This is a genomic window from Virgibacillus tibetensis, assembly GCF_036026595.1.
In the GTDB taxonomy this organism is placed as follows: Bacteria; Bacillota; Bacilli; order Bacillales; family Amphibacillaceae; genus Virgibacillus_P; species Virgibacillus_P tibetensis.
In genome coordinates, this window is sequence record NZ_JARZFX010000001.1 from 393,887 (window position 1) to 417,564 (window position 23,678).

A 23,678-nucleotide genomic window follows, 5' to 3' on the forward strand; every position below is an offset into this window, starting at 1 on the left:
AACTAATGTAACTAGTGAGGTGAATGATAGCGTGTTAACTGAATTATCCATTCATGACTTTGCAATTATAGATAAAATATCGATTACATTTAATGATGGTCTCACTGTTTTAACTGGAGAAACCGGTGCAGGGAAATCCATCATCATTGACGCAGTACAGTTGTTGGCCGGTGGCAGAGGCTCTGTAGAGTATGTGCGACATGAAGCTAAGAAAGCTGAAATAGAAGGCTTATTTACTATTGATAATAAAGATCACCCTATTTATAGTGTGGGCAAGGAATACGGAATTGAAATACTGGATCAGCAAGTTGTTTTACAACGGGTAATTACAGCAAATGGGAAAAGCATCTGTAGAGTAAACAGTAAATTGGTAACGTTAGCTATACTAAGAGAATTTGGAAAAACACTTATTGACATACATAGTCAACATGAAACTCAATCTCTCATGGATTCTGAAAACCATATTGATTTATTGGACCTATATGATCCTCATATTATAAAAAGATCAAAGGAAGAATATACATTCTTATATGATAAACTTACCACCTTAAAAACGCGGTATAAAAAATGGAGTGAAAATGAACAGGAAATAGCTCATCGGCTTGATTTGCTTGCATTTCAAATGCAGGAATTGGAGCAAGCAAACCTACTACCGAATGAAGATGAAGCTTTGGAAGAAGAAAGAGTTTCATTAGTTAATTACGAACGAATTTATACTGCGCTTCAAGATACCTATAACGCTCTATATGGTGAGCAAAAGGGATTGGAATGGATAAGCAAGGCTAAGCAAGCATTAGAAAATACGAGCAGTTATGATGATTACATTGCTAAAAAGGCTGAAGAAATATCAAATCATTATTATGCTCTTGAAGAGTTGAGTTACGATATCAGGAACTATTCAGACACACAACAGTATAGTGCCAGCCGATTAAATGAAATCGAATCACGATTAAATGAAATAAACAGATTAAAGAAAAAATACGGAACGACAGTTAATGAAATACTTGAATATATGGCAACTATTGAAGAAGAAATCGAAGAAATCAATAATAAGGACTCACATTTGTCCAAATTAGGTGACCAAATTGATGAAATTAAAAAAGACGCTTATTTGGAAGCAAAGCAACTTCATGATATAAGAAGAAAGGCAGCTGATTCTTTAACGGAGGATATCTATAAAGAATTAAAGGGACTATATTTAGAAAAGACATCTTTTGCAATCTCATTTGATCCTGATGAGCATAATTTAAAAGTCCAGAACGATGAAGAAGTGAAGCTTGGAAAAAATGGCTTTGACCATATCAAGTTTTTAATATCTACAAATCCTGGAGAACCCCTTAAAGAATTAAGTAAAGTGGCATCAGGCGGGGAATTGTCTCGTATCATGCTGGCTCTGAAAAAAATCTTTGCAAAACATCAAGGTGTTACGAGTGTTATTTTTGATGAAGTTGATACAGGTGTAAGTGGGCGGGTTGCACAGGCTATAGCTGAAAAGATATACCAAATCTCAAATAACTCACAGGTCCTGTGCATAACACACTTGCCACAGGTTGCAGCAATGGCGGATACGCATAAATTCATCAGCAAAATGGAAAGAAACAATAGAACATCTACCAGTGTTTCTGAACTAACTGTGAATGAACAGGTGGAAGAACTCAGCAGAATGATTACCGGAACTAAACTTACAGAAACTGCTAAAGACCATGCTAAAGAAATGCTTGATTTAGTATCTGCTTTTAAATCAAATTAATAAGGATAATTTTGTCCATCTAGCCAGAAGATAGAGTATCTGGCTTTTTTTTATTGGCAAATTAAAATTGCCTTTTTATCTAATTATTACAAATGAAAAACAATGCATTTCCATTTAACCTTGACTATCGTTACTTATACATAATTTATATGTTTCGTAATAGGAAATGTTACACATCTTACTTATGTTTCACCAGTTTAAAACAGTCTCTGTTAGGTCAAATTAGAAGTACAGAAATAAAAAATGGTATGGGTTTGGAACGAGGAGAGTGAAACGATTGAGATTGAGACTTACAAATAAACTTCGAATATGGATAGGTATTGTACTCCTTTTTGTTGTAGGTGCGGTTCCTTTTTTAACCCCAATGCAAACATATCTTTCCATCCCAAATGAAATAGTCACCTTTAATAACCAATCTCAAATAGAAGTTCCATATTTAGGTAAGAGTGTGAAGATAGACCCTTCAAAAAGCGTTAAAGCGCTAGATTCCTCCGTATTTTATGCTGAAGAACCTGGTGACAGTCAATTGGTGTATGAGGTTGCAGGCTTCCCCATTAAGAAAGTAAATTTATCAGTTTTAGATGATATGAAAGTAATTCCAGGAGGTCAGTCGATTGGTGTACAGCTCCATACACTCGGTGTCCTTGTAGTTGGACATCATCTTGTTAATGGGCAAGAAGGTACTTTGTCACCTGGTGAAGACGCAGATATACAAGTAGGTGATGTAATCTTGGAAATAGAAGGAAAACCAATAAAAAAAATGAAGGAAGTTAAACCTTTTGTAAAAAAGGCTGGAGAAAAAGAAGGTAAATTAAACGTAACAATAAAAAGAGGAAAAGAGACAATTGAAACCAAGTTGAAACCAGTTTTAGATACAAAAGTAAATGATTATAAAATTGGTTTGTATATAAGGGATTCGGCTGCTGGAATTGGTACAATGACTTTTTATGAACCAAAATCAAAAAAGTATGGTGCACTTGGCCATGTCATTTCTGATATGGATACAAAAAAACCAATTGAAATTCATGAAGGAACAATTGTACGTTCATCTGTAACATCTATTGAAAAAGGAAATAATGGAGTTCCAGGGGAAAAACAGGCCAAATTTTCTATCACGGAAAACAAAATAGGTTCTATAACCAAAAACAGTCCTTTTGGTATTTTTGGAAAGCTTAATGATCCAATATCAAATGGTAAAAGTGATGAACCACTCCCAATTGCATTGTCTCATGAAGTTAAAGAAGGACCTGCCAAAATTCTTACAGTAGTTGAAGATGAAAAGGTAGAGGAATTTGATATTGAAATTGTCAGTACTGTACCTCAAAAGTTTCCGGCTACAAAGGGAATGGTGATTCAGATGACTGATGAGAAATTACTCAATCAAACAGGAGGTATTGTCCAAGGCATGAGTGGAAGCCCAATAATACAGAATGGAAAAATCATTGGTGCAGTAACACATGTTTTTGTTAATGATCCGACTTCCGGATATGGTGTTCATATTGAATGGATGCTTCAGGATGCAGGCTTAAATATTTATAAAAATGAAGAAAATAAAGCTAGTTAAAAAAATGACTTGTGATGGATTAATTCCATACAAGTCATTTTATTATTCATGTAGGGAAAATTATAAATTAAACTATGATATAATAGGCATAAATATTATTCGACAATTACCACCCCTTTTTGTCATCACTTATCGAATTACATCGAAAATTAAAGGTAAATGATGATAATTAAAGTAAATACAAAAAAACCTAAAGTTTTTTAAATAAATAAAGGATATTTGGATCTTTTGTAGAATAAGTAGAATAGAAACGCTGAATTACATAAAAGGAGGAAATTTTAAGTGGAGAAAATATCGGTATGTTTAGTTGATGACAATAAGGAACTAATTCAATTAATGGAAGATTATTTTGATGAGCAGGCAGATATAGAAGTGATTGGAACAGCCTACAATGGCAGGGATTGCTTAACTATGCTCGAGGACCTGGAACCAGACGTGTTACTTTTGGATATTATAATGCCGCATATTGACGGTTTGGCGGTTTTAAATACGTTGCGTGGTATGGAGAAGAGAAAGAAACCTAATGTTATTATGTTAACTGCCTTTGGACAAGAAGAAGTTATGAAGAAAGCTGTTGACTTAGGTGCTTCCTATTTTATACTGAAGCCGTTTGATCTGGATAATTTATCTGATCAGATTCGGCAGGCGCAGGGAGGTCCTGCGTATTCCTCGAGTACCAATAAAGCCACCAAAAAGGAAAGGAAAAAACAGGATCTGGAAGCAAACATTACGAATATCATTCATGAGATAGGTGTCCCAGCACATATTAAGGGTTATATGTACTTACGAGAGGCGATTACAATGGTGTATAATGATATAGAACTTTTAGGATCTATTACAAAAGTCCTTTACCCTGACATTGCCAAAAAGTTTAATACGACTGCATCACGGGTTGAACGAGCAATTCGTCATGCAATAGAAGTAGCTTGGAGCAGGGGGAATATAGATTCTATTTCAGCTTTATTTGGATATACGATAAGTATTAATAAGGCAAAACCAACAAATAGTGAATTCATTGCGATGGTTGCAGACCGTCTGCGCCTGGAACACAAAGCGAGTTAACGAAAAAATATTACTGTACAAATGAGTACAGTAATATTTTATTTATTCCCATATTTTTTACTCAAAGAAAACCTTATACAACTCCTGTATAGCTCTATCTATACCGCCAGCATTTATACCAAACATCATGGATACCTCTGATGAGCCTTGATTAATCATTTCAATATTAACATCTGCAGCAGTTATTGCACTCGTTGCTCTTTGTGCTACACCAATCGTACGCATAAGCCCCTCTCCAACAATCATAATCATCGCTAAATCACGGTGTATTGTTACTAAATCAGGGTGCAGCTCTTCCTTTACACGTTTTAAAATATTATTTTCTTTTTCTGAAGTTAATTTACTTTCTCTAATAATTACTGACATATCATCGATACCGGAGGGTGCATGCTCGAATGATATACCTTCATCCTCCAGTATTTGGAATAATTTTCGTCCAAACCCTATCTCACGATTCATTAAATATTTACTTACATATAAACTGCAAAATCCATTATCACTAGCGATTCCTACAACACATTTTTCATTGTGTGTTTTTTCAGAAACGATCATGGTACCTGGAGAATCTGGATTATTTGTGTTTTTAATACAAACCGGTATTTTCCCTTTAAATGCGGGTATTAACGCTTCATCATGGAAGACAGAGAAACCGGCATAAGATAATTCACGCATTTCTTTATAGGTTAGTGTAGATATTTCTTTTGGATTATCCACAATTGTAGGGTTAACCGTAAAGACGGAGTCTACATCGGTAAAGTTTTCATATAAACTTGCTTGTACACCAGCGGCAACGATGGATCCTGTTATATCAGAACCTCCTCTGGAGAAAGTCATGAGCTCTCCGTATTCTGTGTATCCAAAAAAGCCTGGGATAACTAATACTTCTTCATTTAGTTCGCGCAATGAGTATATTTTTGCAAAGCTTTCTGGAAGAATTTGTGCGTTACCTGGTTCATTGCTTACAATTATCCCTGCATCTTGAGGATTTATGTAGCGTGCCTTTATTCCAATGGAGTTCAAGTACTCGCTTAGGATTTTAGCAAGACTGTCTTCTCCAATAGCTTTTATCGCATCCATTTTTCCGTTCTTAACGGATTCAGAAGTCAAAGCGGTCTGCATTGTATGTTTTATATCATTAATGATATTGCTGGAAAGCTCTAAGCCATCAATGATTTCTGTAAAACGCTCAATTATCGTATTTACATGTTCTTCATAAGGTTTTTGATTCAAGTAATCGCTGCCCAGCTTAATAAGGACATCAGTTATTTTGAAATCTTCTTTGTATCTTTTACCTGGTGCCGAAACAACAATAAATTTTCTGTTAGGATCATTCTTAATAATACTCCCTACTTTTTTCAATTGTGTTGCACTTGCAACAGAGCTTCCTCCAAATTTTGCTACTTTCATTATAACCCTCCTGATATATCCTAAGTCTTTTTCTACTGCGTGGAGTAAAACTATATTGAATTAGGTTTGTTATTATTTTATCATAAAATTAGATTTATTTCGCAATTAAAAAAAGATGGTTTTTTTACCCATCTTTTGTTAGTCGCGTTTCTTATTTTTATTCTTTATTAGTTGTCTTTTACGATCACGATGTACGATAAAACCACCAATAAATCCGATGCCAATAATAAATAGAACAAACCCCGCGAAAAATTGCACCACAACATGGAAGAAAATGGGGTGGAAATCATCAAATAATGTATCTCGCATGAGTTTTATTCCAAATGCAGAAATAATACCAGGAACAAACAGCATTAGTGCAGCAATAATTCTAGCCATGTTATTTCTCCTTTTTTGCTTCTTAATAAACCTTCAACAGTATACCAAATTTTAAATAAAATAGGAATAAAAGAACATTTGCCAAATAGTGCACACTAAAGTATGATGTATGTATGCAAAATAATGCAAGGTGGGATGAAATGAAGCGCGTGCTTATTGTTGGGGCTGGAAAAGGGGGACGTGCACTTTTAAATATTTTACATGCAACGGACCGAATGGAGATTGCTGCAGTAATTGATAAAAAAAATAACGCTACAGGTATTCAGTTAGCTAATAGTTATAACATCCCTACTGACAATGACTGGAAAAAATGGGTTGATAAAGATATTGATATTATTATTGAAGCAACTGGTGATGAAGTAACGTTGCAAAAATTGATTGAATGCAGGAGCAGAAAGACGGTTGTTATTCCAGGTTCGGTTGCATACATAATTTCGGAGCTGTTTGATGAGAAGGAATCATTACTAGATCGTATAAAGCTGCAAATGACTAATCAGGAATTAATACTTAATAGTATTAGGGATGGCATGATCGTCATAAATGAACAAGAGAAAGTGCAGTTTGTAAATAACAGTGCTGAACAAATCGTTGGACTTACGAAAGAAAAGTTTGAAGGACAATATATCCATGATGTAATAGCGAATACCAGACTGCCACATGTACTTAGAAGTCGAAAAAAAGAAGTTAATCAGAAATTATTGTTGCAAAACGGGAAGCAGGTAATAGCTACAAGAATTCCGATTATTAATTCTGATGATCAATTAATTGGTGCATTTTCTGTGTTTAAGGATATTACTGAGGTAATGAACCTGGCTGTAGAAAATACTGATTTAAATGAAGTAAAGACAATGCTTGAAGCTATTATTCAGTCTTCTGATGAAGCAATTAGTGTAGTAGACGAAAATGGAAATGGCTTAATTGTTAATCCGGCATATACTCGTATTACTGGATTAAAAGAATCTGATATCGTTGGAAAACCTGCTACTACAGATATTTCTGAGGGTGAAAGCATGCATATGAAAGTGCTGCAAACGCGAAGGGCCGTGCGAGGGGTAAGAATGAAGGTCGGTCCAAGCAAAAAGGACGTTTTGGTTAATGTTGCACCAATTATTGTAGACGGAAAGATAAAAGGCAGTGTTGGGGTACTTCATGATGTTTCTGAGATTCAATCATTAACAACGGAATTGAAGCGAGCAAGACAAATAATCCGAAATTTAGAAGCGAAATACACATTTGATGATATTATTGGAAATTCCTCTGAGATGAAATTAGCTTTAGAGCAAGCAAAAGTGGGTGCTAAAACACCAGCTACTGTTCTCTTACGCGGTGAATCCGGAACTGGAAAAGAGCTTTTTGCACATGCAATTCATAATGAAAGTGGAAGGAAGCACAATAAATTTATTAGAGTTAATTGTGCGGCAATTGCAGAATCTATACTAGAAAGCGAATTATTTGGCTACGAAGAAGGTGCATTCTCCGGTGCAAAGCATGGAGGGAAGAAAGGGTTATTTGAGGAAGCGAATTTCGGCAGCGTGTTTCTTGACGAGATAGGTGAACTCTCTCTGAATATGCAAGCTAAATTGCTTCGTGTTCTGCAGGAAGGGGAGATAGTTCGGGTAGGTGGGACAGACCCTATATCAATTGATGTACGCATAATAACAGCGACTAATTTAAATCTGGAGAAGGCAATCATGAACAAATCCTTCCGTGAAGACCTTTATTATCGTCTTAATCGCTTGCCAATCTTTATTCCCTCACTTTATGAAAGAATGAGTGATTTACCAGAATTAATACATCATATTATACAAAAGATTAATCAGGATTATGGTAGAAATGTCCGCTCCATTTCAAATGAAGCAATTATTGAATTAAAAGCATATCATTGGCCGGGTAACATTCGTGAACTCGAAAATGCAATCGGACGAGCCATGATATACATGGATATGAATGAAGAGATAATAAAAAAACAGCACTTGCCTGAATTGGAAACTATAACAACAAAAGATACTGCTGTTATTGATAACCATTTACCAGCAAATCATTCACTTCAGCAGGCGGTAGAAGAGTATGAAAAAGATTTTATATCTACTATCTATAAGCACAATGATTTTAACAAAACAAAAACGGCTAAAGACTTAAAGATATCAATTAGAAATCTCTATTATAAAATCGAAAAATATAAAATAGAATAGAATTGCATGCAACTAATTGCATAATTGCAAGAAGTGCATGGTTAATGAAACAAGAAATAAAGCGCTTTCAATACATTAGAATTGGCACGTTTTTTGCAATATAAATTATGTGGGTAGTCAGGAGGAATTTATGAATAAATTAGCATCCTTGAAAAATCGCGCGAAACTTGAAGAAGAACAAACGGTTTCAGTGGCGAAAGCAGCAGATAGAGAAGTACTTCTTGCAATTAAGGCAGCATTAAAGGAAAATTTATGTTCTTTTATTTTAGTTGATGATGAAAATAAGATAACTTCAATTGCAGAAGAGATTAATTTAGATCTATCTCTCCCATCTATAAGCATAAATCATGTAATAAGAGCAGAGGATGTTGCGCCAGCTTCTGTATTGGCTATTCATAACAATGAAGCTCAAATTCTAATGAAGGGAAATATTTCTACAAAAGATTTGCTGCAAGCTGTCTTGAATAAAGAATATGGGTTGCGAACAGGCAAGGTATTATCGCATGTAGCCTTATTTGAAATACCAAATCAGGAGCGATTGGTGCTCCTAACTGATGCCGCGATGAATATAGCGCCGAACTTGAAAGAAAAAGCTCAAATTATTAACAATGCAGTACAAGTAGCACATGGAATTGGATTAGATATTCCAAATGTTGCAGTAATTGCATCAGTAGAAATAGTTAATGAAGCGATGCAGTCCACGGTAGACGCAGCTGCATTAACTCAAATGCAAAAAAGAGGTCAAATTACTGGATGCGTTGTCGATGGTCCTTTAGCATTTGATAATGCAGTTTCGCTTCAGGCTGCTCGTCATAAAGGGATTGTATCTGAGGTTGCCGGATCAGCCGATATTTTAATGGTTCCTACAATAGAAGTTGGCAATGCACTTTACAAATCATTTATTTATTTTGCAGATGCAAAGGTAGCAGCAATTATTAGTGGAGCAAAAGCTCCAATTATATTAACATCTCGTGCAGATACTGCTGAAAGCAAACTGAATTCCTTAGCATTAGCTTTAGTAGCTTCAAAAACTTTTTAGGAGGAATAGAAAATGGAAATATTTACTTATATGGAGAAATATGATTATGAACAGCTTGTATTTTGTCAGGACAAAAACTCAGGTTTAAAAGCAATTATTGCCATCCATGATACAACACTGGGACCAGCATTAGGTGGTACAAGAATGTGGACATATAAGACAGAGGAAGAGGCAATTGAAGATGCACTTCGTTTAGCTAAAGGGATGACTTATAAAAATGCAGCAGCAGGATTAAATCTTGGCGGTGGTAAAACTGTGATAATAGGTGATCCTAAAAAAGACAAGAACCCTGAAATGTTCCGTGCGTTCGGTCGTTACATCCAAAGCCTAAATGGCCGTTATATTACTGCGGAAGATGTTGGAACAACTGTCCATGATATGGATTTGATTCATATGGAAACAGATTTTGTCGCCGGTATCTCGCCTGAAGCTGCTGGTTCATCTGGTAACCCTTCACCAGTGACAGCTTATGGAGTATATAAAGGTATTAAAGCAGCTGCGAAAGAAGCCTTTGGTAGTGATTCAGTAGAAGGTAGAACTGTAGCTGTACAAGGTGTAGGGAATGTTGCGTTTACGTTATGTGATTACTTGCATAAAGAAGGTGCTAATTTAATCGTAACAGATATTAATCAAGCTGCTGTTAATCGTGCTGTTGAAGCATTTGGCGCAGTAGCAGTAGATCCAGACGCTATTTACGACGTGGAATGTGATATTTATGCACCTTGCGCACTCGGTGCAACAGTAAACGATGATACCATTCCCAGATTGAAAGCAAAAGTCATTGCTGGTTCTGCTAACAATCAGTTAAAATCAACTGTTCATGGTGATATTATTCATGAAAAAGGGATTGTATATGCCCCTGATTATGTAATTAACTCGGGTGGGGTCATTAATGTGGCGGATGAACTAAATGGTTATAATCCGAAAAGAGCTATGAAAAAAGTAGAAACAATTTATGATAGTTTACTCAAAGTGTTTGAAATTTCAAGACGTGATAATATACCTACCTATATGGCAGCAGATCGCATGGCTGAGGAGAGAATACAATCAGAAAGTAAGTCAAGAAGTCAATTTTTATTAAATGGTCATCACACATTAAGCAGAAGATAATATATATTCAAGTATTACAACGGAGGTCAACGCTTTGCAATCACTATATAGAATACTTGTCATTAATCCTGGGTCTACCTCAACTAAGATCGGTGTATTTGATGATGAACATTGTATTTTTGAAAAAACTATACGACATGATATGAATGATATAAGACAATTTAATAATGTAATCGACCAATATGATTTTCGAAAAAAAGTAATACTTGAACAATTAGATTATGAAGGCATCAGTATATCAAAATTGAATGCTGTTTGCGGCAGGGGTGGTTTGCTTCAACCAATTGAAGGTGGAACATATGAAGTTAATGATCTTATGCTGCATGATTTAAGCATTGGTTATAACGGTGAACATGCATCCAACTTAGGTGGGATACTAGCACATGAGATTGCTTTTGGACTTAATGTACCTGCATTTATCGTTGACCCGGTTGTTGTGGATGAACTTGATGAAATAGCCCGTTTTTCTGGAGTTCCTGATATACCTAGAAAAAGTATATTTCATGCTCTAAATCAAAAAGCTGTAGCGAGAAAAGCAGCAATGGATTTAAATTCTGCCTATGAAAATTTAAATATTATAGTAACACATATGGGAGGCGGGATAACTGTTGGTGCTCATAAAAAGGGGAAAGTGGTTGATGTGAATAACGGTTTGCATGGAGACGGCCCCTTTTCACCGGAGCGTGCAGGCACTGTCCCTGCTGGAGACCTGGTTTCCTTATGCTTCTCTGGACAATATTATAGAGACGAAATTATGAAAAAAATTGTCGGGCAAGGTGGATTAATGGCATATTTACAAACAAATGATGCCGTTGAAGTAGAAAATAGAATTAAATACGGAGATGAAAATGCAGCAATAACATATGAAGCAATGGCTTATCAGATTGCAAAAGAAATTGCTTCTATGAGTGCAGTTTTAGGTGGGCAGGTTGATGCAATTGTTTTAACCGGCGGACTTGCTTACGGTAAAACATTTATAGAAATGATTACAGAACGAGTTGATTGGATTGCTGATACGATCATTTACCCTGGTGAAAACGAACTGCAAGCATTAAATGAAGGTGTGTTACGCGTGTTACGTCAAGAAGAACAACCCAAAGTGTATCCGAATAGATAAAGATTAAAGGAGTGTACAACATTATGGCAAAAGAATATGATCTAGTTGTACTTGGCGGGGGAACCGGCGGGTACGTAGCTGCAATTAAAGCTTCTCAGCTAGGTATGCAAGTGGCTATAGTAGAAAAGGATGAACTGGGTGGAACTTGTTTACACCGAGGATGCATCCCATCTAAAGCTTTGTTACGAAGTGCAGAGGTATTAAGACAGACAAAAGAAGCAAGTGATTATGGAATAGAAACAAAAGACACCACATTAAACTTCTCAAAAGTTCAGGAGAGAAAAAATAGTATTGTAAATACATTACACCAAGGTGTTCAAGGCTTAATGAAAAAAGGAAAGATTGATGTGTTTCACGGATACGGACGAATACTGGGCCCGAGTATCTTTTCACCAATGCCCGGTACCATTTCTATTGAATACGCCAATGGTGATGAAAATACGATGATCGTTCCTAAAAATGTATTAATTGCAACAGGATCAAAACCTAAGTCGCTTCCTAACTTGGAAATTGACGGCGTATCTGTTATGAGTTCAGATGAAGCGTTACATATGGAAGAGATACCCTCATCAATTATAATCGTTGGCGGCGGTGTTATCGGAATAGAATGGGCATCTATGTTAGCCGATTTCGGTTCAGAAGTTACTGTCATTGAATACTTAGATCAACTCTTACCAACTGAAGATGAAGCGGTAGCAAATGAAGTTGAAAAGCTTTTGAAAAAGAAAGGTATTACCTTTGTTAAAGGGGCAAAAGTATTAGCCGATACTCTTTCAAAAAAAGATGGCGTTTCAATTGAAGCAGAAATAAACGGGAAAAAGGAAAGTTTTAAAGCTGATAAAATGTTGGTATCTGTTGGCAGAGAAGCTAATACAACAAATATTGGCATTGAAAACACAGAAATTGTAATTGATAAAGGGTTCATCTCAACAAACCAGTATTATCAAACAAAAGAATCACATATTTATGCTATTGGCGATGTGATTGGAGGCATGCAATTAGCGCATGTAGCTTCCCATGAAGGAATAGTTGCAGTAGAACATATGGCTGATCAGACCCCTTTGCCTATTAACTATGATAATGTACCATCATGCATTTATTCTAACCCTGAGGTTGCCAGTGTGGGATTAACAGAAAAACAGGCAATTGAAAAAGGCTTTGATATAAAAGTAGGTAAGTTTCCTTTTAAAGCCATAGGTAAAGCACTTGTCCAAGGGGAATCAGAGGGCTTTGTAAAAATAATCGCCGATAATAATACAGAAGATATATTAGGTGTTCATATGGTTGGTCCACATGTAACGGATATGATTTCGGAAGCAGGACTCGCTAAAGTATTAGATGCAACCCCTTGGGAAATAGCACATACGATCCATCCACATCCAACATTATCGGAGATCATGGGTGAAGCGGCACTGGCTGTGGAAGGTAAACAAATTCACGGGTAAAGAAGAGGAGGGATCTTTATGTCTAAAAATCGTCATGAAGTATTAGGCTTAACAGATGAGCAAGCTTTAGGTATTTATAGAACGATGCTAACAGCAAGGAAAATTGATGAAAGAATGTGGCTATTAAATCGCGCAGGTAAAATACCATTTGTAATTTCCTGTCAAGGACAAGAAGCTTCTCAAGTAGGAGCATCTTATGCCTTGGATAGAGACATTGATTATGTTGCTCCATACTATCGTGACCTTGGAGTAGTTCTTGCTTTCGGAATGACCGCAAAAGAATTAATGTTGTCTGCATTTGCAAAAGCAGAAGACCCTAACTCAGGCGGGCGCCAAATGCCAGGACATTTTGGTCAAAAGAAAAACAGAATTCTATCAGGCTCATCTCCTGTTACAACGCAATTACCACATGCAGTAGGAGTTGCTCTGGCAGCGAAAATGGAGAAAAAAGACTTCGTTTCGTTTACAACACTTGGGGAAGGCTCATCAAACCAAGGAGATTTTCATGAAGGACTTAACTTTGCAGGCGTTCATAAACTCCCAGTTATTACGATGGTGGAGAATAATAAATATGCGATTTCTGTCCCAATAGAGAAGCAACTGGCTTGTGAAAATGTTTCTGACCGTGCACAAGGATATGGTATGCCAGGTTTCACAGTCGATGGTAATGACCCATTGGCAGTATATGAAGTTGTAAAAGCTGCAAGAGAACGTGCAGTAAAGGGGGAAGGACCAACATTAGTGGAGGCTGTATCTTATCGATTAACTGCTCACTCCAGTGACGATGATGATCGTCTGTACCGTGAAAGTGAGGAAGTAGAAGAGGCTAAAAAGAAAGATTCAATTTTAACATATGCGGCCTACCTAAAAGAGATTGACCTGCTAACCGAAGAAATCGAAAAAAAGATGATTGAAGAAATTGGAGCCCTGGTTAATGAAGCAACCGATTATGCAGAGAACGCAGCGTACGCACAACCAGAAGATGCTTTAAAGTATGTTTATGAAGAGTAGGGAGGGGATGTTATTATGCCAGTAATGTCATATATTCAGGCAATAACTGCAGCACTGAGAGAAGAAATGCAGCGCGATGAAAAAGTATTTGTACTGGGAGAAGATGTTGGTAAAAAAGGCGGAGTATTCCGAGCTACAGATGGTTTATACGATGAATTTGGGGAGTACCGCGTCTTGGATACACCTTTAGCTGAATCAGCTATTGCTGGAGTTGGTATCGGTGCTGCAATGTATGGATTGCGACCAGTTGCAGAAATGCAATTTGCAGATTTTATAATGCCTGCTGTTAATCAGATTATTTCAGAAGCTGCCAAGATGCGATACAGATCAAACAATGATTGGAACGCTCCGATTACAATTCGTGCGCCTTACGGTGGTGGTGTTCATGGAGCCCTTTACCATTCACAATCGGTAGAAGCAATATTTGCTAATCAACCAGGCTTAAAAATAGTTATGCCGTCTACACCTTATGATGTCAAAGGCTTATTAAAAGCTTCTATCCGAGATAATGACCCTGTGTTATTTTTTGAGCATAAGCGAGCCTACCGTTTACTTAAAGGCGAAGTTCCAGATGAAGATTATGTACTACCAATTGGAAAAGCAGATGTGAAACGTGAAGGTTCGGATATAACGATTATTACATATGGTCTATGTGTTCATTTTGCGCTTCAGGCTGCTGAAAAATTAGCTGAAGATGGGATTAACGCTCATATCCTTGATCTTAGAACAATTTACCCATTAGATAAAGAAGGAATTATTGAAGCAGCGAAAAAGACTGGAAAAGTATTACTGATAACAGAAGATAATAAAGAGGGTAGTATCATCGGTGAAGTAGCTGCAATAATTGCTGAAAATTGCTTGTTCGACCTTGATGCTCCAGTCCAGCGGCTGGCCGGTCCAGATATACCATCAATGCCTTATGCACCTACGATGGAGAAGTTTTTCATGATTAACCCGGATAAAGTAGAGAAAGCGATGCGTGAACTGGCAGAGTTCTAAATACCTGCTCCAGGTGGAAGGGTATTGCTGATCAATAGACGTTGAAATTGGAAGATAAAGGAGGAACGTGTAATGGCTACAGAAAGAATTAATATGCCTCAACTTGGTGAGAGTGTTACAGAAGGGACCATTAGTTCTTGGCTTGTAAGTGTTGGTGATAAGGTAAATAAATATGATCCCATTGCTGAGGTAATGACAGATAAAGTAAATGCTGAGGTTCCTTCATCATTTACTGGAGTTATCAAAGAATTAGTAGCTGGTGAAGGTGAAACCATCCCTGTAGGAGAACTAATGTGTTATATCGATATAGAAGGAGATTCCAGTAATGATGACGTCCCTTCAAATCAAGAGACAACAAAAACAAGTGATACATTAAGCTCAGATGCGCCTGTAGAAGATCAATCTATGAAAAAACGATATTCACCTGCAGTACTGAGAATGGCACAGGAGAATGATATTGACCTACAACAGGTAAATGGAACTGGTCGTGGCGGAAGAGTAACTCGAAAAGATATTGAGAAGATTATTACTACTGGTGAAATACCAAAAGCAGCTGAGCCTCAAACACAGACAGCAGATGGTAAGGAGAGTGGCCAGCAACAGCAGAAGAGCCAAAAGTCAGCACAGCCGACATCACAGGCAGGGGATATTGAGATTCCTGTCACAGGTGTACGTAAGGTAATTGCACAAAACATGGTTCGTTCCACTCAGGAAATCCCGCATGCATGGATGACTGTGGAAGTGGATGTTACGGATCTGGTCACGTATAGAAACCAAGTAAAAAATGAATTTAAGCAAAAAGAAGGCTTCGGATTAACATTTTTCGCCTTCTTTGTAAAAGCAGTTGCTCAAGCTTTAAAAGAGTACCCGCAACTAAACAGCACGTGGGCCGAAGACAAAATAATTCAGCGAAAAGACATTAATTTATCAATTGCTGTAGCAAAAGATCAGGAACTTTTTGTGCCTGTAATTAAGCACGCAGACGAAAAGACTATTAAGGGAATCGCAAAAGATATTTATGAACTAGCTATGAAAGCACGCTCAGGCAAGTTAACATCCGCAGATATGCAAGGTGGCACGTTTACCGTTAATAATACAGGTTCATTCGGCTCTATACATTCCATGGGTGTTATTAATCACCCACAGGCTGCAATATTGCAAGTTGAATCCATTGTTAAACGGCCGGTAATTATTAACGATATGTTTGCAGCGCGGGATATGGTTAATTTGTCACTCTCACTTGATCATAGAATTTTGGATGGCCTTGTTTGCGGACAATTTTTAGCGCGTGTTAAAGAAATTCTTGAAAATATAAACCAAGATACAACTAACGTTTATTAAAGTACAGAAAATGTATTAGATGAAAATCGGCTAAATACTGATTTCTCTATTTCTTTATAATCGTACATTGAATAATGAGTCATCTGGTACTAGTTAGTTTGAATTGTAATATCTGTTCAAAATTGATAAGCTAAGAATAGATTTAACTATACTTTATATTATTAAGGGGATGGATGATCATATGGATTTTAACTTGTTCATGAATGATGTAGTAGATGCTGCACGTAAAGATATAAGAGAAGCTGGCTACCAGGAGCTTACAACTACAGAGGATGTAGATCAGGCGCTGACCAAAGAAGGAACAACATTGGTCATGGTTAATTCAGTATGCGGTTGTGCCGGTGGAATTGCACGTCCAGCAGCAGCCAACTCAATACACTATGATAAGCGACCGGATCACCTTGTTACTGTATTTGCAGGACAAGATCGCGAAGCAACAGAAAAGGCTCGTGCTTACTTCGAAGGTTACCCGCCTTCATCTCCATCTTTTGCTTTTTTAAAAGACGGCAAGATTGTGACTATGCTGGAGCGTCATGAAATTGAAGGCTATAGTGCTATGGATGTAATCGGTAAACTTCAACAGGTTTTTGATAAACATTGCGAAGAGGTCTAATTCCGATGTAATTAAGACTTTTAGAGTTCCGATCGTTGTAAGTCTTTTTTCTTACTCGAATTAATCCAGTTTAAATGAGGCTGTCTCTATGTTAAGTAGGTCAGCCTTATTTTATTAGAGTAATGAGTTTCTGATATAAAGGAGATAGGTAAGGTGAAAATTGGCTATCGGACAATTAAAACCGCAGTAGGGACGCCAATTGCTATTTCGATTGCACAATTATTAGGGCTGACTAATTTCGTATCTGCAGGTATTTTAACTATACTATGTATTCAGCCATCAAGAAAAAAATCTTACTTGAGTGCATGGCACCGTTTTATTGCATGTGTAATAGCCAGTATATACTCGTTTGTACTTTTTGAAACAATTGGCTATCATCCAATTGTGATTGGAATAATGTTGTTTTTATTTATTCCAACAACTGTGCTTTTGAAAATAACGCCGGGTATAGCAACAAGCTCTGTAATTATTCTGAACTTATACAGCGCTTCCTCTATTTCGCTTACTTTTTTTATGGATCAGTTTATACTAATTATTGTGGGAATTGGTACTGGTTTACTATTGAATCTGTACATGCCAAGTCTGGATAATAAGTTGAAAGACAAGCAAAAACAAGTCGAACATTATTTCCAAAGAATTTTATTTGAGGTTGCAGTATACATAAGAGATAAAGATATTAGCTGGGATGGAAAAGAGATCACTAGATGTGAAGAATTATTAGAAGAAGCATCAAGCCTGGTAGAACTTGACCGTGAGAATCATTTATTACGGAATGAGCATCCGTACAGTGACTACTTTCGGATGCGGTCACGACAGTTCAAATTGTTACAAAGAATGCTGCCACTTGTAACTAAGATACCAAACACGGGATCTATTTCGGAAAAGATTGCACGGTTTTTCGAAGGGTTATCCGAAGGGGTACATCCGGGAAATACAGCTTCTCTATATTTAGACGAATTGGAAGAGCTGAGAAAAGAGTTTAATAAGGCAGAATTACCTTCAACACGAGAAGAGTTTGAAACGAGGGCAAATCTATTTCGTTTATTGCATGAGGTTGAAGATTATTTACAGTTTAAAGAGAAATATAAAGAAAGTGATGTAAAAGGTAAGAAAAAACTGTAAATTAAAAATGGACTGTGCTTAAGTCCGGCCCAGTCCATTTTTGATTATTTACTTTTATATTAAAAATGCTAATCCAGCGGTTAATGAAGATAGTACCATAGCTAAAATCATAATATATATAATTACCTTTATTCTGCGTTCACGTTTTGAACTTTTTCTAGGTGCTGAATACTGTTTTTGTTTTGCAGCCATATTAAATCCTCCTTTTGACCCTTTTTACTACTTATATTTTAACGTGAAAAATGACATTGGACAAGTCTTAAAAAATATTTAAAATTAAAAATAGGGAAATAATTTATTCAAATGAATGGAGGTACTATGATTATGAATAATAAAAATAAAAAGTCTTCAAATAAAGAGAAATGGGAACAGGCAGTAGAATCAACAATAAAGCGCTTTCCAGAAAGAAAAGAAACCTTCACAACTTCTTCTGATATTGAAGTTGAACGTTTGTATATTGAAAAGAAGCGTTCAGATGATCATCTGGGATTTCCAGGAGAATATCCTTATACACGCGGGATACAGCCAACCATGTACCGAAGCCGTTTTTGGACGATGCGACAATATGCAGGTTTCGGTTCTGCTGTAGAGACGAATAAACGCTTTAGATACTTATTGGATCAAGGACAAACAGGACTCTCCGTTGCTTTTGATTTACCAACTCAGATCGGATATGATTCGGATGATGTCATGTCTGAGGGGGAAGTTGGTAAAGTAGGTGTAGCAATAGATTCATTACATGATATGGAACAATTACTGGATCAAATTCCTCTAGATAAAGTAAGTACATCGATGACAATTAATGCTTCTGCTTCTGTATTGCTTTGTATGTATATAGCAGTTGGGGAAAAACAAGGGGTACCATTAGAAAAACTCACTGGAACGATTCAAAATGATATACTTAAAGAATACATTGCAAGAGGAACATATATCTACCCACCGAAACAATCCATGCGTTTAATAACAAATATATTTGAATACTGTCAACATAATGTGCCAAAGTTTAATACGATAAGTATTTCCGGGTATCATATTCGGGAAGCTGGATCAACTGCTGTACAAGAAGCAGCTTTTACAATAGCTAATGGAATGGCATATGTAGATGCAGCAATTGAATCAGGAATGGATGTTGATTCGTTTGCACCAAGACTTGCATTCTTCTTTAATGCGCATAACAATTTCTTTGAAGAAATAGCTAAGTTCCGAGCAGCAAGACGAATCTGGGCAAAAATTATGAAAGAACATTATCAGGCAAAGGATCCTAAAAGTTGGAAAATGCGCTTTCACACGCAAACTGGTGGATCTACACTGACAGCACAACAGCCGGATAATAATATTGTTCGGGTTACATTACAAGCACTCTCTGCTGTGATGGGTGGAACTCAAAGTCTCCATACAAATTCTCGTGATGAAGCATTATCTTTACCTACAGAAGAATCCGCAAGAATAGCACTTAGAACCCAACAAATAATTGCAAATGAAAGCGGTGTAGCCGATACAATTGATCCTCTGGGCGGTTCTTATTATGTTGAGGAATTAACAGATCGTATGGAAGAAGAAGTTAATAAATATCTGGACCGTATTAAAGAAATAGGCGGTGCCGTACAGGCAGTCGAAGAAGGTTTTATGCAAAGAGAAATTCATCAGAATGCTTATGAAACTCAAAAGAATATAGAAAAAGAAAAAGAAATTATTGTTGGGCTAAATAAATTTAAAGTGGATGAAGAAGTTAACCCTGATTTATTGAAAGTCGATGAAGCTTTAGAAAAGGCACAATTAGCTTCAATAAACACTATTCGCCAGGAAAGAGACCAAGAGGCAGTAAACGAAGCATTAACTGCTTTAAAAGAACAAACAAAAATAGCGGATAGCAATCTGATACCGTATATCTTGGATGCGGTAAGATTATATGCAACGATCGGTGAAATCTGTAATGTTTTACGTGAAGAATTCGGAGAGTATACAGGATAATAAAGGGGAGATACCAATGGGGAAAATTCGTGTATTAGTAGCAAAACCAGGATTAGACGGGCATGACCGAGGAGCATTAGTAATATCTCAGGCACTGCGGGATCACGGTATGGAAGTTATTTATACCGGGCTCCGTCAAACTCCGGTACAAATAGCTCAAGCAGCAGTGCAGGAGGATGTTGATGTCATCGGTTTATCTTCTTTGTCAGGAGCACATAATACTTTATTTCCTAAAGTTATAGACGAGCTTAGGAAGCGGGATGCAAGTGACATACCAGTAGTGGCTGGCGGAGTAATCCCAAGTGAAGACATTCCCATTTTGATAGAGAAAGGAATTAAGAAAATCTTTACAAGTGGCTCCTCCACAGAGTCTTTGGCAAACTATATTCAGGAACTTATTGACCCAAAGAAATCTGCAGTAACACCACCAAAAAAAATTGCGCATATAGGAATAGCTGTAAAAAGTATTGATAGCGCGATCAATTTCTACACTGATTCCCTGGGAATGCATGTAGAAGCTGTGGAAGCTGTTGATTCCGAGGCTGTTAAAATTGCTTTTTTAAAAATCGGTGAATCACGGATTGAGCTGTTAGAGGCTTTAAATGATTCTTCACCAATTCAAAAATTCATTGAAAAGCAAGGGGAAGGTGTCCATCATATTGCGTTGGAAGTCGATAACATTGAGGAACGTCTAGCTCGATTAAAGAAGGAAGGACTTCCTTTGATAAACAAGGAGCCAAAACAGGGGGCACATAATAGCCAAATTGCTTTTATCCACCCAAAGGTCGCAAATGGAGTGTTATTTGAATTATGCCAACAAGCTGAGGGAAGTGAATAGTAGTGGATATTTTTGATAAGATCAATGAACTGTATGACAAACGCAGACAAGTGGAACTCGGCGGTGGAGATGAACGAATAGAAAAGCAGCATGCTAAAGGAAAAAAGACTGCCAGAGAACGTATTGATTATCTCGTCGATAAAGGCACGTTTGTTGAGTTAAATCCATTTATTGAGGATCGCTCATCTGATCACGACCAAACTGCAAAAGGAGAGGGCGTTGTTACAGGATATGGCAAGATATGTGGCAAACCTATCTATTTATTCGCTCAGGACTTTACGGTATATGGTGGAGCACTTGGCGAAATGCATGGGAAGAAAATTGCTGCAGTAATGGATTTAGCTGCAAAAAATGGTGTGCCATTTATTGGGTTAAATGATTCTGGGGGAGCTCGTATACAAGAAGGGGTATCCTCTCTGGATGGCTATGGGCAGGTTTTTTACCGTAACTCCATCTATTCGGGAGTAATTCCTCAGATCTCAGTAATTATGGGGCCTAGTGCTGGTGGGGCCGTATACTCTCCAGCTATTACTGACTTTGTAATTATGGTTGAAAAAACATCACAAATGTTCATCACAGGACCCAAGGTTATAGAGACTGTTACTGGTGAGAAGATCACATCTGAGGATTTAGGTGGGGCGGATATCCATAATGCTAAAAGTGGGAATGCTCATATAAAAGCGGAGAATGAGGAAGAAGCACTGGACGCGGTACGTAGATTAATTGCCTACTTGCCTGCGAATAATCAAGAAAAAGCTGCAATTATTGAATGTGATGAGAGTGAAGACTTCCGACCTGATATGACAGATATTGTACCATTTGATTCTATTAGACCCTATGATGTGAAGAAAGTTATTAATCAGGTAGTTGATAGAGAGAGTTTTTTTGAAATTCATGAAAATTTTGCCAAAAATATAGTTGTTGGTTTTGCACGTATACAAGGGGAAACAGTTGGTTTGGTCTGTAACCAACCGAAGTACCTGGCGGGAGGTCTTGATATTGATTCAAGTGATAAAGCAGCCCGGTTTATCCGTTTCTGCGATTCGTTTAATATTCCTTTAATCACATTTGAAGATGTAACAGGATTTTTCCCGGGGGTTAAACAAGAACACGGAGGAATTATTCGCCATGGAGCGAAGATTCTTTATGCTTATTCAGAGGCAACTGTTCCCAAAATAACTGTAATTACTAGAAAAGCCTATGGCGGGGCATATGTCGCCTTAAACAGTAAATCCATAGGTGCTGATTTAGTATATGCCTGGCCGAACGCAGAGATAGCTGTAATGGGTCCAGAAGGGGCAGCTAATATAATCTTTGCAAAAGAAATTGCTGATAGTAAGAATCCAGAAGAAACGCGTCAAGAGAAGATCGATACATACCGTGAAAAATTTGCGAATCCTTACGTAGCTGCCGGGTTGGGGATGGTGGACGATGTGATTGACCCTCGCGAGACACGGATAAAACTTGTACAGGCTTTAGAAATGCTCTACAACAAACAGGAAGAAAGACCTAAAAAGAAGCACGGCAACATTCCTTTATAATAAATATAACATTAGAAAAATCAGGAGGCTGTTTAGAATGACTGCTATAAATCAAGACAGATTAATCAATGAATTTATGGAATTGGTACAGGTGGATTCTGAAACGAAGTTCGAAACTGAAATAGCTGAAGTTTTAAAAAAGAAGTTTACTGACCTTGGAGTAGAGGTGTTTGAAGACTCCAGTAAAGAACAAACTGGTCATGGTGCTGGTAATCTAATATGTACACTGAAGGGGAACAAGACAGATGTGGACACGATTTATTTCACTTCCCATATGGATACAGTGGTCCCAGGGAAAGGAATTAATCCTTCGATAAAGGATGGTTATATTGTCTCAGACGGCACTACGATATTAGGCGCAGACGATAAGGCTGGCATAGCTGCTATTCTGGAAGCAATCCGTACGCTGAAGGAAAAAGATATGAAGCACGGTGACATCCAATTTATAATCACTGCTGGAGAAGAGTCAGGACTAGTAGGAGCTAAGGCACTTGATGGTTCCCTGCTAACTGCAAAGTATGGCTATGCTTTGGATAGTAATGGTGATGTAGGAGATATTATAGTCGCTGCGCCAACACAGGCTAAGGTTTCTGCGGTAATTAAAGGAAAGACAGCTCATGCTGGTGTTGCCCCGGAAAAAGGGATATCAGCAATTACTCTTGCAGCTAAAGCGATTGCAAAGATGCCACTAGGTCGCATTGATGATGAAACAACAGCCAATATTGGCCGCTTTGAAGGTGGAAAGCAAACGAACATTGTAGCAGATCATGTAGAAATACTAGCAGAGGCTAGATCATTAATTCCGGAAAAAATGGAGGCGCAAGTAGCCAAGATGAAAGAAGCCTTTGAGAGTACAGCAAAGGATCTGGGCGGATCGGCTGATGTCACAGTTAAGATCATGTATCCTGGTTTTAAACAGGAAGCAGGAGATCATGTTGTTGAAGTTGCACGTAATGCAGCTACAACGATTGGCCGTCAAAGCAAATTGCTGAAAAGTGGTGGTGGCAGTGATGCTAACGTTATTGCTGGAATGGGAATTCCTACAGTTAATTTAGCCGTTGGTTATGAAGAAATTCATACTACAAACGAACGTATTGCAGTGGATGAACTTGTAAAGATAACTGAATTAGTAACAGCAATTATTCAAGAAGTTGCGAGGAACTAAATTGCTGCAAAAA

The 23,678-nt window shown here is 37.3% G+C and carries 20 protein-coding genes; 17 read left to right on the top strand and 3 right to left on the bottom strand.

What is annotated here, in order from left to right:
• The first annotated feature begins 31 nt into the window (after positions 1-31).
• The 3 genes from recN (at position 32) to spo0A (ending at position 4,376) form a co-directional block, all read left to right on the top strand.
• Positions 32-1,750, top strand: a complete 1,719-nt coding sequence (gene recN, locus QGM71_RS02190) for a DNA repair protein RecN (protein WP_327605869.1) — start codon at positions 32-34, stop codon at positions 1,748-1,750.
• 268 nt (positions 1,751-2,018) lie between these two features.
• Positions 2,019-3,314 (top strand): SpoIVB peptidase, encoded by a 1,296-nt coding sequence (spoIVB, locus tag QGM71_RS02195; RefSeq protein WP_407702984.1) that lies wholly within the window; start codon positions 2,019-2,021, stop codon positions 3,312-3,314.
• A 336-nt stretch (positions 3,315-3,650) separates the two neighbouring features.
• Positions 3,651-4,376 (top strand): sporulation transcription factor Spo0A, encoded by a 726-nt coding sequence (spo0A, locus tag QGM71_RS02200; protein WP_327606396.1) that lies wholly within the window; start codon positions 3,651-3,653, stop codon positions 4,374-4,376.
• A 57-nt stretch (positions 4,377-4,433) separates the two neighbouring features.
• Here spo0A and QGM71_RS02205 read toward each other — a convergent pair whose 3' ends face one another.
• Positions 4,434-5,783 (bottom strand): aspartate kinase, encoded by a 1,350-nt coding sequence (locus QGM71_RS02205; protein ID WP_327605870.1) that lies wholly within the window; start codon positions 5,781-5,783, stop codon positions 4,434-4,436.
• Between the two features lie 138 nt (positions 5,784-5,921).
• On the bottom strand, positions 5,922-6,161 hold the full coding sequence (locus QGM71_RS02210; RefSeq protein WP_327605871.1) for a DUF2627 family protein: 240 nt from the start codon (positions 6,159-6,161) through the stop codon (positions 5,922-5,924).
• A 140-nt stretch (positions 6,162-6,301) separates the two neighbouring features.
• Between QGM71_RS02210 and QGM71_RS02215 the strand changes: the two genes are divergently transcribed.
• From QGM71_RS02215 to QGM71_RS02260, 10 genes are all read left to right on the top strand, one after another.
• Positions 6,302-8,353, top strand: a complete 2,052-nt coding sequence (locus QGM71_RS02215; protein WP_327605872.1) for a sigma 54-interacting transcriptional regulator — start codon at positions 6,302-6,304, stop codon at positions 8,351-8,353.
• A gap of 130 nt (positions 8,354-8,483) precedes the next feature.
• Complete coding sequence (gene yqiS / locus QGM71_RS02220; RefSeq protein WP_327605873.1) at positions 8,484-9,392, top strand: phosphate butyryltransferase; 909 nt, start codon at positions 8,484-8,486, stop codon at positions 9,390-9,392.
• 12 nt (positions 9,393-9,404) lie between these two features.
• On the top strand, positions 9,405-10,502 hold the full coding sequence (bcd, locus tag QGM71_RS02225) for a branched-chain amino acid dehydrogenase (RefSeq protein ID WP_327605874.1): 1,098 nt from the start codon (positions 9,405-9,407) through the stop codon (positions 10,500-10,502).
• Positions 10,503-10,536: 34 nt separating this feature from the next.
• Complete coding sequence (buk, locus tag QGM71_RS02230) at positions 10,537-11,619, top strand: butyrate kinase (RefSeq protein WP_327605875.1); 1,083 nt, start codon at positions 10,537-10,539, stop codon at positions 11,617-11,619.
• Between the two features lie 23 nt (positions 11,620-11,642).
• Positions 11,643-13,064, top strand: coding sequence for a dihydrolipoyl dehydrogenase (gene lpdA / locus QGM71_RS02235; RefSeq protein ID WP_327605876.1), 1,422 nt, complete (start codon positions 11,643-11,645; stop codon positions 13,062-13,064).
• Positions 13,065-13,082: 18 nt separating this feature from the next.
• Positions 13,083-14,075: a thiamine pyrophosphate-dependent dehydrogenase E1 component subunit alpha gene (locus tag QGM71_RS02240; protein WP_327605877.1), complete on the top strand. Its 993-nt coding sequence runs from the start codon at positions 13,083-13,085 to the stop codon at positions 14,073-14,075.
• A 15-nt stretch (positions 14,076-14,090) separates the two neighbouring features.
• On the top strand, positions 14,091-15,074 hold the full coding sequence (locus QGM71_RS02245) for an alpha-ketoacid dehydrogenase subunit beta (RefSeq protein ID WP_327605878.1): 984 nt from the start codon (positions 14,091-14,093) through the stop codon (positions 15,072-15,074).
• A 72-nt stretch (positions 15,075-15,146) separates the two neighbouring features.
• Entirely contained in the window at positions 15,147-16,415 is a 1,269-nt protein-coding gene (locus tag QGM71_RS02250; RefSeq protein ID WP_327605879.1) for a dihydrolipoamide acetyltransferase family protein, read from the top strand.
• Between the two features lie 181 nt (positions 16,416-16,596).
• Complete coding sequence (locus tag QGM71_RS02255) at positions 16,597-17,028, top strand: BrxA/BrxB family bacilliredoxin (protein WP_327605880.1); 432 nt, start codon at positions 16,597-16,599, stop codon at positions 17,026-17,028.
• Between the two features lie 153 nt (positions 17,029-17,181).
• Entirely contained in the window at positions 17,182-18,150 is a 969-nt protein-coding gene (locus QGM71_RS02260) for an aromatic acid exporter family protein (RefSeq protein ID WP_327605881.1), read from the top strand.
• A gap of 54 nt (positions 18,151-18,204) precedes the next feature.
• On the opposite strand, the gene prli42 is transcribed toward QGM71_RS02260, so the two are convergent.
• Positions 18,205-18,342, bottom strand: coding sequence for a stressosome-associated protein Prli42 (gene prli42, locus QGM71_RS02265; protein ID WP_327605882.1), 138 nt, complete (start codon positions 18,340-18,342; stop codon positions 18,205-18,207).
• Positions 18,343-18,474: 132 nt separating this feature from the next.
• Here prli42 and QGM71_RS02270 point away from each other — a divergent pair, with 132 nt between their 5' ends.
• From QGM71_RS02270 to QGM71_RS02285, 4 genes are read left to right on the top strand one after another with little or no spacing between them, the layout of a single operon-like run.
• Positions 18,475-20,121 (top strand): acyl-CoA mutase large subunit family protein, encoded by a 1,647-nt coding sequence (locus tag QGM71_RS02270; protein ID WP_327605883.1) that lies wholly within the window; start codon positions 18,475-18,477, stop codon positions 20,119-20,121.
• Between the two features lie 16 nt (positions 20,122-20,137).
• Positions 20,138-20,959, top strand: a complete 822-nt coding sequence (gene mce / locus QGM71_RS02275; RefSeq protein ID WP_327605884.1) for a methylmalonyl-CoA epimerase — start codon at positions 20,138-20,140, stop codon at positions 20,957-20,959.
• Positions 20,960-20,961: 2 nt separating this feature from the next.
• Positions 20,962-22,500 carry an acyl-CoA carboxylase subunit beta gene (locus tag QGM71_RS02280; protein ID WP_327605885.1) on the top strand — a complete coding sequence of 513 codons (1,539 nt, stop codon included), beginning with the start codon at positions 20,962-20,964 and terminating at the stop codon, positions 22,498-22,500.
• A gap of 37 nt (positions 22,501-22,537) precedes the next feature.
• Positions 22,538-23,665 carry a M20/M25/M40 family metallo-hydrolase gene (locus tag QGM71_RS02285; protein ID WP_327605886.1) on the top strand — a complete coding sequence of 376 codons (1,128 nt, stop codon included), beginning with the start codon at positions 22,538-22,540 and terminating at the stop codon, positions 23,663-23,665.
• Positions 23,666-23,678 lie beyond the last annotated feature (13 nt).